The 13,029-nt window shown below is 72.2% G+C and carries 14 protein-coding genes and 1 pseudogene; 6 read left to right on the top strand and 9 right to left on the bottom strand.

The annotated features are described in order from the left end of the window. Positions 1-22: 22 nt before the first annotated feature. Both ACH47Z_RS10090 and ACH47Z_RS10095 read right to left on the bottom strand, forming a co-directional pair. Positions 23-1,330: a serine-threonine protein kinase gene (locus tag ACH47Z_RS10090; protein ID WP_399072565.1), complete on the bottom strand. Its 1,308-nt coding sequence runs from the start codon at positions 1,328-1,330 to the stop codon at positions 23-25. Between the two features lie 93 nt (positions 1,331-1,423). Then, positions 1,424-1,721 (bottom strand): annotated as a pseudogene (locus ACH47Z_RS10095) (hypothetical protein); the annotation flags it as partial. Positions 1,722-1,998: 277 nt separating this feature from the next. On the opposite strand from ACH47Z_RS10095, the gene ACH47Z_RS10100 reads away from it, so the two are divergent. The 3 genes from ACH47Z_RS10100 to ACH47Z_RS10110 are packed head-to-tail and all read left to right on the top strand — an operon-like array spanning position 1,999 to position 5,056. After that, positions 1,999-2,772, top strand: coding sequence for an SDR family oxidoreductase (locus ACH47Z_RS10100; protein ID WP_399072567.1), 774 nt, complete (start codon positions 1,999-2,001; stop codon positions 2,770-2,772). Next, positions 2,769-4,436 carry a class I adenylate-forming enzyme family protein gene (locus ACH47Z_RS10105; protein ID WP_399072569.1) on the top strand — a complete coding sequence of 556 codons (1,668 nt, stop codon included), beginning with the start codon at positions 2,769-2,771 and terminating at the stop codon, positions 4,434-4,436. Before ACH47Z_RS10100 ends, ACH47Z_RS10105 begins: the two co-directional genes overlap by 4 nt. A gap of 26 nt (positions 4,437-4,462) precedes the next feature. Further along, positions 4,463-5,056, top strand: a complete 594-nt coding sequence (locus ACH47Z_RS10110) for a TetR/AcrR family transcriptional regulator (RefSeq protein ID WP_399072571.1) — start codon at positions 4,463-4,465, stop codon at positions 5,054-5,056. 64 nt (positions 5,057-5,120) lie between these two features. Here the strand turns inward: ACH47Z_RS10110 and ACH47Z_RS10115 are convergent, their stop codons facing one another. The 7 genes from ACH47Z_RS10115 to ACH47Z_RS10145 form a co-directional block, all read right to left on the bottom strand. Next, positions 5,121-6,335: an acyl-CoA dehydrogenase gene (locus ACH47Z_RS10115; RefSeq protein WP_399072573.1), complete on the bottom strand. Its 1,215-nt coding sequence runs from the start codon at positions 6,333-6,335 to the stop codon at positions 5,121-5,123. Between the two features lie 7 nt (positions 6,336-6,342). Then, the gene (locus ACH47Z_RS10120; RefSeq protein WP_399072575.1) at positions 6,343-7,383 is read right to left on the bottom strand and encodes a phosphotransferase family protein; all 1,041 of its coding nucleotides are present in this window, start codon (positions 7,381-7,383) and stop codon (positions 6,343-6,345) included. A 122-nt stretch (positions 7,384-7,505) separates the two neighbouring features. Then, complete coding sequence (locus tag ACH47Z_RS10125) at positions 7,506-7,805, bottom strand: hypothetical protein (RefSeq protein ID WP_399072577.1); 300 nt, start codon at positions 7,803-7,805, stop codon at positions 7,506-7,508. Between the two features lie 98 nt (positions 7,806-7,903). Beyond that, positions 7,904-8,227, bottom strand: a complete 324-nt coding sequence (locus ACH47Z_RS10130) for a DUF202 domain-containing protein (protein WP_399072579.1) — start codon at positions 8,225-8,227, stop codon at positions 7,904-7,906. Further along, on the bottom strand, positions 8,215-8,607 hold the full coding sequence (locus ACH47Z_RS10135) for a YidH family protein (protein WP_399072581.1): 393 nt from the start codon (positions 8,605-8,607) through the stop codon (positions 8,215-8,217). Before ACH47Z_RS10135 ends, ACH47Z_RS10130 begins: the two co-directional genes overlap by 13 nt. A 31-nt stretch (positions 8,608-8,638) precedes the next feature. Next, the gene (locus ACH47Z_RS10140; protein ID WP_399072583.1) at positions 8,639-9,154 is read right to left on the bottom strand and encodes an NUDIX domain-containing protein; all 516 of its coding nucleotides are present in this window, start codon (positions 9,152-9,154) and stop codon (positions 8,639-8,641) included. A gap of 21 nt (positions 9,155-9,175) precedes the next feature. Beyond that, positions 9,176-10,072, bottom strand: coding sequence for a DMT family transporter (locus ACH47Z_RS10145; RefSeq protein WP_399072585.1), 897 nt, complete (start codon positions 10,070-10,072; stop codon positions 9,176-9,178). A 341-nt stretch (positions 10,073-10,413) separates the two neighbouring features. Between ACH47Z_RS10145 and ACH47Z_RS10150 the strand changes: the two genes are divergently transcribed. From ACH47Z_RS10150 to ACH47Z_RS10160, 3 genes are all read left to right on the top strand, one after another. Beyond that, the gene (locus ACH47Z_RS10150) at positions 10,414-11,424 is read left to right on the top strand and encodes a hypothetical protein (RefSeq protein ID WP_399072586.1); all 1,011 of its coding nucleotides are present in this window, start codon (positions 10,414-10,416) and stop codon (positions 11,422-11,424) included. 102 nt (positions 11,425-11,526) lie between these two features. Next, a complete protein-coding gene (locus tag ACH47Z_RS10155; RefSeq protein WP_399072588.1) occupies positions 11,527-12,255 on the top strand; it encodes a molybdopterin-dependent oxidoreductase in 729 nt (242 codons plus the stop codon). Next, on the top strand, positions 12,239-12,865 hold the full coding sequence (locus ACH47Z_RS10160) for a cytochrome b/b6 domain-containing protein (RefSeq protein ID WP_399072590.1): 627 nt from the start codon (positions 12,239-12,241) through the stop codon (positions 12,863-12,865). The genes ACH47Z_RS10155 and ACH47Z_RS10160 overlap by 17 nt, the downstream gene beginning before the upstream one ends. Positions 12,866-13,029 lie beyond the last annotated feature (164 nt).

Here is a 13,029-nt window from a genome sequence, read left to right on the forward strand (position 1 = left end):
CGACATGGACGGCGGGCCGGGCTCAGGTGATCCGGCCCGCCGTCAGGATCACCCTCGCCAGTTCGGGGTGCAGGATGTCGCTGTGCGCCCCGGTCGGCGGGCCGCCGTGGCAGACGACCGCGGCCGCGTCGACGTTCACGCACCCCGACGCGGGCAGCGATCCGTTCAGCGCCGCCGCGAGGTCCAGTTGTGCGGTCCCCGGCACCGCCTGCACCCCGTCGTGTCCCATCGCACCCCACTGCGGCCCCAGCACGGCCGCGATCTCGCGGCCCAGGCACGTCCGGTCGTCCCCGGAGAGCCGGGAGGCCAGCGGGTAGAACGTGCCGAGCGCCTGGTCGAAGTGCGAGTAGCAGCACACCAGCGGCCCGTCGATCCGCCGCTGCTGGTCCTTCAGCGCCCCCGACCTGTCCGGGGCCTGCGGCACCCGCTCCGCGAACGCGTAGTGGGAGAAGGCGCCTTGGAGCAGCGTCAGTGACTTCACCGTACGCACCCCGTCGGGCAGTCCGAGCAGCGCGAACGACACCAGCCGGCCGCCGAAGCTGTGCCCGGCCAGATGCACCCGTACCCCGGGCGCCGCGCCGGCCAGCCTGCCGAGCACCGGCCCGAGTCCCTGCTCGCCGACCGTCCCGGCGCGCCGCTTCATCGTGTAGTACGCCGCCTGCCGCAGCAGCTCCTTGGCGCCGTCCCAGGGGTTCGGGATGCTGAACCCCTCGGCCGCCTCGGGCCCCCCGCCCGGTGTGCCGGACGACCGCACCGCCGCGAGCGCCTCGGCGAACTCCTGGCACGCCGTCGCCGGGTCTTCGGTGAACACACCCGGCTCGCCCTCCTCCTCCGTGTCGGCCACCCCGGTCTGCCGCTCCCCGTCGATCAGCTGCCGCACCAGCCGCCCGAACTCCGCCAACCCCTCGGCGCCGTCCGGCCGTTCATCCAGCATCCGGGCCAGCCGGTCGATCAGGTCCGCCCGGTCCGGGAAGACCGCCACCAGAGCCCGCCGGTTGTCCGCGTCCAGCGCCGCCGTCGGTGCGGCCGCGGCCGTCCTCGGGAAGTCCGGGATCGGCTGGTCGCTGAACATCATCGACGGCCAGATCACGCCCACGTACCCGATGCGGGCCTGCGGTACGAGCCCCGGGATCGGGGCGAAGAAACGGCGGTACAGCGCGGTCGCGCCCGAACGGTCGTTGTTCCAGCCGTGGGCGAAGACGATCAGGTCACGGACGCGCTGCTCCGTGACCTGCGCCACCAGCCGGTCGCGTTCGGGGCCGTCCACGTCCCCGTCCGCGTCGAAGGTCAGCTCCCAGTAGGGAGTCACGCTCATCCCAGGATCCGCCATGCCGGGCTCCCTCGTCGCCCCGGAAACGATGCGTGACGATGCGTCACGGACGCATCGTCCTGCTCCGGGACAACGTTGGCCATACACCGCGCTTCACCTGGAGAGGAGATACTCCTTTCGAGTCCGCCGGAACGCGGCCGGTTCGTCCTGCCAGGCGCCGGTCGCCTCGTCGGTGGTCGCCCCCGCGTCGATCACCGTGCGCACCCGGGCGGAACCGGTGAGCCGTCGATCCAGTTGTCCGGCCGCCAGGCGAACCCGTCCCAGACCTTCTTCGCGGTCACCAGCAGTGCGATCCCGGGACGAGGGCCGTGTCCGGGGTCGGCATGTTCGGGCTCGGCGGCACCCACGGCAGCGCGGCGGCGTCGTACCAGTCCGACCGTTTTCGGGCTGACGGATGTACTCCGTCGGGTTGGTCGCGACCTCTACGCGCCGGCCGTTCAGGAGGGCGTAGCCGTCGTCTGTGAGTCTTTCGAAGCCGGTGTGGAGGTGTTCGCGGTGGTGCGGGCTGGTCGGAACGGCGGCCATCGTGGCCGATGCCAGGAGGTTCCGTCGGGGCGGATGCATGGGATGAGGTTGGGACAGTCGCCCTTCCCTCACACATACCGACTGGTTAGTCTGGCCCGATCAGAGCCGATGCGCGCCGCGCGAAGTCGTGTCGAAGGAGACCGATGGTGGAAGCCGTGCAGGATGCGGGAGTGGTCGTCACGGGGGCGGGCGGGGGGATCGGGGCCGCGTTGGCCCGGCGGTTCGCCGCCGAAGGGGCGCGGGTCGTCGTCAATGACCTGGACACGGAGAGGGCGAAGGCGGTCGCCGAGGAGATCGGCGGGATCGCCGTGCCCGGTGACGCCTCCGCGATCGTCGCCGACGCCCGGGAGGCGCTCGGCGGCACCGTCGACGTCTACTGTGCGAACGCCGGCGTCGCCTTCGAGGACGGCGGCGCGGGCGGGCCGCTCGACGAGAAGCCCTGGGCGGTGTCCTGGGACGTGAACGTCATGGCGCATGTCCGCGCGGCCCATGAGCTGCTGCCCGACTGGCTGGAGCGCGGCAGCGGACGGTTCGTGTCCACCGTGTCGGCCGCCGGGCTGCTCACCATGATCGGCGCCCCCTCCTACAGCGTCACCAAGCACGGCGCCTACGCCTTCGCCGAGTGGCTGTCGCTGACGTACCGCCACCGGGGTCTGAAGGTGCACGCGATCTGCCCGCAGGGCGTGCGTACGGACATGCTGGCCGCGACCGGCAGCGCCGGGGAGCTGGTGCTCCAGCCGACCGCGATCGAGCCGGACGCCGTTGCCGACGCCCTGTTCCGGGGCATCGAGGAGGACCGCTTCCTGATCCTGCCGCACCCCGAGGTGGCCGGGTACTACCAGGCGCGCGCCGCCACGCCGGACCGTTGGCTGGCCGGTATGAACCACATCCAGCAGAAGTGGGAGGAGGCCCGATGAGCCCGTCCCGTTACGCCGACCGGCCCTGGCTGGCGCTGCTCGACGACGCCCAGCGGGGTCCCGTCGACCCCGCCGACTCCCTGGTGCACGCCCTGCGCGCCGCCGTCGCCGAGGCCCCCGACCGCGCCTTCCTCGCCTACTTCGACGCCCGGCTGAGCTACCGCGAGGTGGACGAGCTGAGCGACTCCGTCGCCGCCCACCTCGCCGCGCGCGGGCTGGAGCGCGGTGACCGGGTGGCCGTGCTGCTGCAGAACTCCCCGCACTTCGTGCTCGCCGTCCTCGGTGCCTGGAAGGCGGGCGCGACCGTCGTCCCCGTCAACCCCATGTACAAGTCGGCCGAGGTGGGGCACGTCCTGCGGGACGGCGAGGTGACCGCGCTGGTCTGCTCCGACCGGGCCTGGGAGTCGTATCTGCGGGACACGGCCGACGGGTCGCCGGTGCGGATCGTGCTCACGGCGAGTGAGTTGGACTTTCAAACCCGTAACGACGCGCGCGTGCTGGGTTTCGAGCGGCTGCCCCAGGCGCCGGACGCCGACGACCTGGTCGCCGTCGCGCGGCAGGGTGGTACGGCGCCCGAGGAGCGTGACCCGCGTCCCGGTGACATCGCGCTGATCAGCTACACCTCCGGCACCAGCGGCACGCCCAAGGGTGCCACCAACACGCACGCCAACATCATGCACAACGCCGAGCGGCAGAGCACCGGGCTCGGGCTGCCCGAGGCACCGGTGTACTACGCGCTCGCGCCGCTGTTCCACATCACCGGCATGGTCTGCCAGTTCGGCGCCTGTCTGAACAGTGCGGGCACCCTGGTGCTCGCCTTCCGCTTCGAGCCCGGGCTCGTCCTGGAGGCGTTCGCCGAGCACCGCCCGCACTACACGGTCGGCCCCGCCACCGCCTTCATGGCACTGGCCGCCCACCCGGACGTCACCCCCGGGCACTTCGCCTCCTTCGTCAACATCTCCTCGGGCGGTGCCCCCGTGCCGCCGGCCCTGGTGGAGGGGTTCCGGGAGCGCTTCGGGCCGTACATCCGGGTCGGCTACGGCCTCACCGAGTGCACCGCCCCCTGTGCCTCCGTCCCGCCCGGCCTGGAGGCGCCCGTGGACCCCGTCTCCGGGACGCTGTCGGTGGGCCTGCCCGGCGCCGACACGCTTGTGCGGATCGTGGACGAGCAGGGCGAGGAGGTGCCGTTCGGGGAGCAGGGCGAGATCGCCGTACGCGGCCCGCAGGTGATCCCCGGCTACTGGCGGCGCCCGGACGCCACCGCCGAGACCTTCCCCGACGGCGAGCTGCGCACCGGCGACATCGGCTTCATGGACGAGCAGGGCTGGCTGTACGTCGTCGACCGCAAGAAGGACATGATCAACGCGTCCGGCTTCAAGGTGTGGCCGCGTGAGGTCGAGGACGTGCTGTACACCCACCCGGCGGTGCGCGAGGCGGCCGTCGTCGGTGTCCCCGACGGCTATCGTGGCGAGACCGTCAAGGCGTACATCAGCCTGCGTCCGGGCGCCGAGACGGACCCGGATGAACTCGCGGTGTACTGCAAGGAGAGACTTGCGGCTTACAAGTACCCGCGGCAGGTGGAGATCCTGCCCGACCTGCCCAAGACGGCGAGTGGCAAGATCCTCCGTCGGGAACTGCGTTCCCGCGCGCGTGACCATCGATAAGCATCACGGAAAGGCAGGTGGCGGCAGTGCCCAGGACGACGGACGGGGACGGGACACCCGTCCCGCAGCGGCTGCTGGCCGCCGCCACCCGGCTCTTCGCCGAGCAGGGCTACGACCGCACCTCGGTGCAGGAGATCGTGGAGGCGGCAGGCGTCACCAAGGGGGCGCTGTACCACTACTTCGGCTCCAAGGACGACCTCCTGCACGAGGTGTACGCGCGCGTGCTGCGCCTCCAGCAGGAGCGGCTCGACCGCTTCGCCGACATGGACGCGCCGGTCGAGCGGCGTCTGCGGGGCGCGGCGGCGGACGTGGTCGTCACGACGATCGAGAACCTCGACGACGCGATGATCTTCTTCCGCTCGATGCACCATCTGAGCCCGGAGAAGAGCAAGCAGGTCCGCGCCGAGCGCCGGCGCTACCACGAACGGTTCCGCGCGCTGATCGAGGAGGGCCAGAAGGAGGGCGTCTTCTCCACGGCGACCCCGGCCGACCTGATCGTGGACTACCACTTCGGCTCCGTCCACCATCTGTCGACCTGGTACCGCCCGGACGGCCCGCTCACCCCGCAGCAGGTCGCCGACCACCTCGCCGACCTGCTGTTGCGGGCGCTGCGGCCGTAGCCTCGTCCCGCTGTGCCGGGTAAGGGGCGGTCGCCCAGGGTGACCGCCCCTTACCTGTGTTCCTTTACAGGTACTTCTTCAACTCCCGCCGCGCCAGCGACCGCTGGTGCACCTCGTCCGGGCCGTCGGCCAGCATCAGGGTGCGGGCGCTGGCGTACAGCTCGGCCAGCGGGAAGTCCTGGCTCACGCCGCCCGCGCCGTGCAGCTGGATCGCGCGGTCCAGGATGCCGACCACCGCGCGCGGGGTGGCGATCTTGATGGCCTGGATCTCCGTGTGGGCGCCCTTGTTGCCGACGGTGTCCATCAGCCAGGCCGTCTTCAGCACCAGCAGCCGCAGCTGCTCGACGGTGACCCGCGCGTCGGCGATCCAGTTCTGGACGACTCCCTGCTGGGCCAGCGCCTTGCCGAACGCCGTACGGGACACCGCCCGGCGGCACATCAGCTCGATCGCCCGCTCGGCCATGCCGATCAGCCGCATGCAGTGGTGGATCCGGCCGGGGCCGAGCCGGGCCTGGGCGATGGCGAAGCCGCCGCCCTCCTCGCCGATCAGGTTGGTCACCGGCACGCGCGCGTGGTCGAAGATCACCTCGGCGTGGCCGCCGTGCGAGTGGTCCTCGTAGCCGAAGACCTGCATCGCGCGCTTGACGGTCACGCCCGGGGTGTCGCGCGGGACCAGGACCATGGACTGCTGGCGGCGGATGTCGGCGCCGTCCGGGTCCGTCTTGCCCATCACGATGAAGATCGTGCAGTCGGGGTTCATCGCGCCGGAGATGTACCACTTGCGGCCGGTGATGACGTAGTCGTCGCCGTCCCGCTCTATGCGTGTGGTGATGTTGGTGGCGTCCGAGGAGGCCACCTCCGGCTCGGTCATCGCGAACGCCGAGCGGATCTCGCCGGCCAGCAGCGGCTCCAGCCACTGCTTCTTCTGCTGCTCGTTGCCGAACTGCGCCAGCACCTCCATGTTGCCCGTGTCGGGCGCGGCGCAGTTCGTCGCGGTGGGCGCCAGATGCGGGGAGCGGCCGGTGATCTCGGCGAGCGGCGCGTACTGGAGGTTCGTCAGCCCCGCGCCGTACTCCGCGTCGGGCAGGAAGAGGTTCCACAGGCCCTGCTCACGGGCCTCGGCCTTCAGCTCCTCGACCACGGCCGGGGTGTCCCAGGGGGAGGCGAGCCGCGCCCGCTGCTCCTCGGCGACCGGCTCGGCCGGGTAGACGTACTCGTCCATGAAGGCGAGCAGCTTGGCGCGCAGTTCCTCGGTGCGCGCGTCGAACGCGAAGTCCATCTATGGATCAGCCTTCCTGAAGAGTCGTCAGTCCGTGGTCGATGAAGACGGGCACGAGATCGCCGATCCGGTCGAAGCCGCGCCCGACCGTCTGGCCCAGCGTGTACCGGTAGTGGATGCCCTCCAGGATCACGGCGAGCTTGAACCAGGCGAACGCCGTGTACCAGGAGACGGCGGACACGTCGCGCCCCGAACGCGCGGCGTACCGCTCGATCAGCTCGGCGGGGGCGGGGTGCCCCGCGGCCGAAGCGGTCGTGGAGATGGGGGAGTTCGGCAGTTCCAGCGGCCGGCTGTACATCACCAGCAGGCCCAGGTCGGTGAGCGGATCGCCGAGGGTGGACATCTCCCAGTCGAGGATGGCCTTGATCCGGTCGTCGTCACCGATCAGGACGTTGTCGAGGCGGTAGTCGCCGTGTACGACGGCGGGTGCGGGGGAGGTGGGCAGTTCGCGCCCGAGCGCCGCGTGCAGTTCGTCGATGCCGGCCAGGTCCCGGTTGCGGGAGGCGTCCAGCTGCTTGCCCCAGCGGCGCAGCTGGCGGTCCAGGAAGCCCTCGGGCCGGCCGAAGTCCTCGAGGCCCACCTCGGCGGGGTCCACCGCGTGCAGCTCGACCAGCGTGTCCACCAGGGACAGCACCGCGTTCCGGGTGCGCTCGGCGCCCAGCGGGGCGAGCTGGTCCGCCGTACGGTACGGGGTGCCCTCGACGAACTCCATGACGTAGAACGGCGCCCCGAGCGCCTCCTCGTCCTCGGGGTTCTCGGGGTTCTCGCACAGCAGCACCGGCCGGGGGACCGGCACCCGGGTCGGGTGCAGGGCGCTGATCACGCGGTGCTCGCGCTTCATGTCGTGCGCGGTGGCCAGCACATGGCCGAGCGGGGGCCGCCGGACGACCCACTTCGCGGTGCCGTCGGAGACCGCGTAGGTGAGGTTCGACCGTCCGCCCTCGATCAGCCGGCCGGTCAGCGGGCCGGTGACGAGACCGGGGCGCTCGCGGTCGAGCAGGGCGCGCAGCCGGTCCAGGTCGAGTCCGGGCGGGTGGTCGACACTCATACGGCACTCCTACGAACGGGTGAACACGACCCGTTCATGATGCCGACCGGTCGGTATGCCGTCCAGTGCGCGCGCCCAACACAAGGCCAAACGTGACCGGAGCCACGATAGGCCGACGGGGTTCAGTGGTCGTCCCAGTGGTCCCCGTGCTCGGCGTGCCGGTGTCCGTCGTGCAGATAGTCGACATGGTCGCCGTGCCGCACCTGGGCGTGGCCGCACTCGTCGTGGTGCACATGCTCATGGCCCTCGTGCACGGTGTGCCCGGCGGGCTCGCACTCGTCCCAGTGGCCCTGGTGCTCGCGGTGCAGATGCCCGTCGTGCGTGTAGTCCAGGTGGTCGCCGTGCCGCACGGCACAGTGCCCGCAGTCCGGACCGTGGCGGTGCGTGCTGTGATCGGTGTGTTCCTGGTGAAGGGTGGTCATGGCGCTTGCCTTCGGGTCGGAGTCCTGACGACGCACAGGCTACGCGCGATAGGTGCATAGCTGGTCAAATCGGGCGTGCGGCGCGGGTCGGACAGACCCTAGACGACCAGGAGCACCGCGCAGACCACCAGGCCCACCGCGTACAGCACCGCCGCCGTCGCGTGCCGGGGCGCGAGGACGGGCGGGCGGGTGCCGGTCGCCAGAGCCCGGATCCGGTGGTGGGCCACCCGCAGAAAGCCCAGGAAGAGCAGGCAGCACAGGGCGCAGACGGTGAGGCCGGTGGCCGAGGCGCCGCCGTGCAGGGCGGTCTTGACGGCGAGTACGGCGGTCACGGCGGCCGACAGGGTCGTACGACGCCAGGCCAGCCGGGTGCGCTCCGGTTGCAGCCCCGGGTCGCGCCCGCCCGCGCTCACCCCGCCCATCCGAGCAGCACCACGACAACCATCGCGACGGCCACCACCGCCACGACCAGGCTCAGCACCGCCGGGAACCGGGACGCGGGCAGATCCTCGCCGCGCCGCATCGCCCGCTCACAGCGCACCCAGTGGTTCACCGCGCGCAGGGAGCACAGCACACCGGCACCGAGCAGCGCGAGCGCGAGACCGACCCGCCAGGCCCAGCGCAGGTCCGGCAGGAACTGGTCCACCGCGAATCCGCCGCCGATCAGCGCGAGCGCGGTCCGCAGCCAGGCCAGGAACGTGCGCTCGTTGGCCAGCGAGAACCGGTAGTCGGGCGTGGCCCCCTCGTCCCGCACCAGCTCCGGCGCGAACCACAGCCGGAAGTTCCGTACGAATTCGCTCACGCCGTCGACCCTACCGGCGTCCCACCGGCCCTCACCTGCCGGAACGGAACGCCCTCAGCCTCTCGTACGCCGCCCGCCCGTCCGGCACCCACTCCCACTCGGCCAGCCGCCGCTCGACCTCCTCCCCGGGCAGGAAACCGTGCCACTGGACCTCCTCCGCCTGCGGCCGCACCGGCAGCTCGCAGCGCACCTGGTACACCGCCGACCACCAGCTGTTCCCGGCCCCGTCGTCGTACAGGAACTTGAAGAGGAACTCCGGCTGCGGCAGCCCGCTCACGCCCAGCTCCTCCTCGGCCTCCCGCAGCGCCGCCTCGTCGTAGGACTCGCCCGCCCCGACGACCCCGCCGACGAACATGTCGTACAGCGCGGGGAAGACCAGCTTGGTGGCCGTGCGCCGGTGCACGAAGAGCCGGCCGGCCGCGTCCCGGACCTCGATGAACGCACAGCGGTGGCGCAGTCCGCGGGCGTACGCCTCGCCGCGCGGGGACCGGTCGACGACCTGGTCGTTCTCGTCGACGATGTCGAGGATCTCCTCAGCAGGGTTCATGCCCCCATCCAAGCAGGGGGCTCAGCGGCGCTGGAGATCCCGTGCCGAGGGCTCGGCCTCCGCCGTGCCGCACGGCATCGCCGGGTGCAGCCCGAGCAGCACGATGCCCGCGACCACGGCCGCGAGCCCGGCCGCCTCCCAGGCCAGCGCGCCGGTGTCGGTGCGCAGCCGGTCGCCGAGGAAGCCCACCCCGCACAGGATCCCGGCGAGCGGCTCGGCCGCGGTGAGCGCGGGCAGCGACATGCGCAGCGGGGCCGTCTCGAACGCGCTCTGCACCAGGATCAGCCCGACGACCCCGCACACCAGCACGCCGTACGGCTGCCAGCCGGTGAGCAGCCCGGTGACACCGCCCTCGGAGAAGCGGATGCCGCTCACCCGGGTCAGCGCGTCCTGTACGCCGTACAGCAGCCCGGCCGCGGTGGCCAGCAGTACCGGGCCCCAGCTGAGCCGGGAGCGTTTGCCGTACGTCGTGAGCACCAGGGCCACGCCGACCATCGCGCCGATGATCAGCCAGTGCCGCAGCGGATCGGAGACGGCGTGCCCGGCGCGCGGCTCGCCCGCCGTGATGAACGCGCTCACCCCGCCCGCGAGCAGCAGCAGCCCCGCCCAGCCCTGCCGGCCAAGGGGCTGCCTGGTCCGGTACCGGGAGAGGGCGAGCGCGAACAGCAGGTTGGTCGCGAGCAGCGGTTCCACCAGGGAGATCTCGCCCTTGCCGAGAGCGATCGCGCCCAGCACCATGCCGGCCACCATCAGGCCGAGCCCGCCCAGCCAGCTCGGCACCCGCATCAGGTCGAGCAGCAGCCGGAAGGACAGGAAGTCGCTCAGCGGTGCCTTCTGCGCCGCGTCCTGCTGGAGCACGAACCCGAAACCCAGACAGCAGGCAGCACTCACGGCGAGAAGGAGAACCAGAACGGACACGCTGCGTACCTCGATCATCCGGGGGGACCACGGGCGTGTAATCGCCGACTGTAGCGCCCCCGGGGCGGCATTGACCCGGAAGTGCCCGCAACCGGGCGGTCGACGGGCGGTCGGCTCGCCATGCTCCGTGGTCCCGCCCGCCCGCGCCATGGCGTACGCCACAGCCGTCCGCCGGGAATTCCCGCCCGCGGCCGGGCCCACCTGCGGGAGGATCCTCAAGTTCCGCTTTAGAAGCGCAAGTTGAAGCTGATAACACTCGCGTTCCGCTTGACGCAAACCTTGGCTGCGGGTTTGCTGTGCGTGATCGGTCGATGGCAGCCCGAGAAACAGGAAGTTCCGCGGTGCCCCCACCTCTCCCACCTCTGCTCGGCGCGGGCCGGGCCCCGGACCAGTCCGGCGACACCGCCCCGGCCGACTCCGCCGACTCCGCCCCGGACGAATCGGGTGCCTACGACGTCGCCCTGGACGACGCCGAACTGCGCACCGCGCGCACCGCGTTGGCGCAGGGCCGCCGGCAGGCCGCCCGCTCCCTGCTGCTGCACACCGGCGACGACTGGGACCGCCGCGGCCACCGCCTCACCGTGCTCGCCCAGGAGCCGTACGCCGTCGCCTGGGCCCGGGACTGGCTGCTCGCCGAGCCCGGCTCCGCCGACGCCGCCGCGCTGTCCGCCCTCGCCCGGGTGCACCGCGCCCTGCGCGGCAAGGAGGACCCCGACCGGGCCCGCGAGGCCTGCGCCACGGCCGCCGCGCTCGCCCCCGCCGACCCCACCCCCTGGCTCGGCCTGCTCCGGCTCGCCCGCACCCTCGGCCCGGAGCGCGAGGTGCTCGGCGTCTTCGCCGAGCTGCGCCGCCGCCACCCCGAGCACCACCACGCCCACCATCTGCTGCTCGCCCGGCTGGCCGAACGGCCCGCGGGCGGCCGGGGCGCCGAGGCGCACGAGGTGTACGACGTGGCCGAGCTGGCCGCCGCCGAGGCCCCGGCCGACTCCCCGCTCGCCGTGCTGCCGGTCGTCGCGTACGCCGAGCGCTACCGGGTGCTGGCCGCCACCGGCCTGGCCCCCGCCGACCCGGCCGCCTCCGGGCACTGGTCCGGCCCCCGGGCCCGCCGGATCCTGCGCGCCTGCTTCGACTGGTGGCTGGAGTGGGAGCACGACGAACACCCGCGCCGCCACATCGACCTCAACCACCTCGCGTTCGCGCTGTCCTGCGCCGGTCGCCCGGCCGAGGCGGCGGCCCTGTTCCAGCGCATCGGCCGGCACGCCACCCCGGCGCCCTGGTCCTACGCCCACCGCGACCCGCGCGCCTCCTTCCATGAGGCCCGCGCCCGCGCGCTGAACGGCATGGTGCGCTGAGCCGTACGGATTTCTGAGACGTACGTAAGAAAGTGATGACGGAAGTCTGACCAGCCACCTGATTCCCTGGCCCGGCGTGGCCCCGAGTGCTCGAATGAATACGTGAACTCTGAACAATCCGAGGAGTCCGGCGGCCGGCCCGTCGGCCGCCGCATCTTCCTCGGCACCCTCGGCCTGGGCGCGCTCGGCCTGGTCGCCGCGCCCACGCTGCAACGCGGCCTGGAGGGCTTCCTCGGCAACGTCGCCGGCAAGGACCCCACGGGCCTGACCGGTCTGCTGCCCAACGGCGGCGGCTTCCGCTACTACTCCGTCGCCGCGTCGGTGCCGCACAAGAACGCCACGGACTACCAGCTCACGATCGACGGCCTGGTCGACCACCCGCGCACCTACACCCTGGCCGACCTGCGCGCCCTGCCGCAGACCCGGCTGGTCAAGGACGTCCAGTGCGTCACCGGCTGGCGGGTGCCCGGCACCCCCTTCGAGGGTGTCCGCCTCTCCGACCTGCTGGACGCGGCGGGGATCCGCTCCTCCGCCAGGGCGATCCGCTTCACCTGCTTCGACGGCACCTACACCGAGAGCCTCACCCTCGACCAGGCCCGCCGCCCGGACATCCTGGTCGCGCTGCGCATGCAGGACAAGGACATCAGCCACGACCACGGCGGCCCGGTCCGCCTCTACGTCGCCCCCATGTACTTCTACAAGTCCGCCAAGTGGCTCTCCGGCATCACGGTCACCGACCGGGTCGAGCCCGGCTACTGGGAGCACCTCGGCTACGAGGTCGACGCCTGGGTCGGCAAGTCGAACGGACGGACCGATGAGCCTACGAGCTGACACCCCGGCCCCGCCGGGCGCCCGCCTGCGCCGGTTCGGACGGACCCAGCGCTGGGTGCACCGAGCGACGGCCGTGCTGATGGGCGTGTGCGTGGTGACGGCGGCAATCCTCTACATCCCGCAGCTTGCGGTCATGGTCGGCCGCCGGGAACTGGTCGTCCGCGTCCACGAGTGGGCGGGCCTCGCCCTGCCGGTGCCGGTCCTGCTCGGCCTGGCCTCCCGCGCCTTCCGGGCCGACCTGCGCTTCCTCAACCGCTTCGGCCCGCACGACCGGATGTGGCTGCGCGCCGCGCTGGTCCGCGACAAGCGCCCGTCCTCGCGTCCGGCAGGCAAGTTCAACGCCGGCCAGAAGATCTACGCCGCCTGGATCGCCGGCGCCACCCTGGTCATGCTCGGCACCGGCCTGCTGATGTGGTTCACCCACCTGGCCCCGCTGATGTGGCGCACCTCGGCGACCTTCGTCCACGACTGGCTGGCCCTGACGATCGGCGTCGTCCTGGCCGGCCACATCGGCATGGCCCTGGGCGACCCGGAGGCGCGAAGGGGTCTGCGCACGGGGACGGTGAGCAGGGAGTGGGCGAAACAGGAACACCCCTTGTGGCGTCCCTGAGGGCTGTCCCGCGATCGATGAAGTTGGCCCCCGCGGGCCCGCCTTCCCGGGATCGGCGGGCCGGCGCCCGGGAGGGCGCCGACGCGGGGTACCGGGAACCTACGCTTCCCCCGACCGAAAGGGAAGCCCCCATTCCTGTCGACCGGACCCACCGACCGGTACCG

The sequence above is a fragment of the Streptomyces sp. NPDC020192 genome, assembly GCF_044388685.1.
In the GTDB taxonomy this organism is placed as follows: Bacteria; Actinomycetota; Actinomycetes; order Streptomycetales; family Streptomycetaceae; genus Streptomyces.

Coding starts and splice junctions, on each gene's coding strand:
- ACH47Z_RS10090 (WP_399072565.1), bottom strand. CDS start 1,330: ATGGCGGATCCTGGGATGAGCGTGACTCCCTACTGGGAGCTGACCTTC.
- ACH47Z_RS10100 (WP_399072567.1), top strand. CDS start 1,999: ATGGTGGAAGCCGTGCAGGATGCGGGAGTGGTCGTCACGGGGGCGGGC.
- ACH47Z_RS10105 (WP_399072569.1), top strand. CDS start 2,769: ATGAGCCCGTCCCGTTACGCCGACCGGCCCTGGCTGGCGCTGCTCGAC.
- ACH47Z_RS10115 (WP_399072573.1), bottom strand. CDS start 6,335: ATGGACTTCGCGTTCGACGCGCGCACCGAGGAACTGCGCGCCAAGCTG.
- ACH47Z_RS10120 (WP_399072575.1), bottom strand. CDS start 7,383: ATGAGTGTCGACCACCCGCCCGGACTCGACCTGGACCGGCTGCGCGCC.
- ACH47Z_RS10125 (WP_399072577.1), bottom strand. CDS start 7,805: ATGACCACCCTTCACCAGGAACACACCGATCACAGCACGCACCGCCAC.
- ACH47Z_RS10130 (WP_399072579.1), bottom strand. CDS start 8,227: ATGGGCGGGGTGAGCGCGGGCGGGCGCGACCCGGGGCTGCAACCGGAG.
- ACH47Z_RS10140 (WP_399072583.1), bottom strand. CDS start 9,154: ATGAACCCTGCTGAGGAGATCCTCGACATCGTCGACGAGAACGACCAG.
- ACH47Z_RS10160 (WP_399072590.1), top strand. CDS start 12,239: ATGAGCCTACGAGCTGACACCCCGGCCCCGCCGGGCGCCCGCCTGCGC.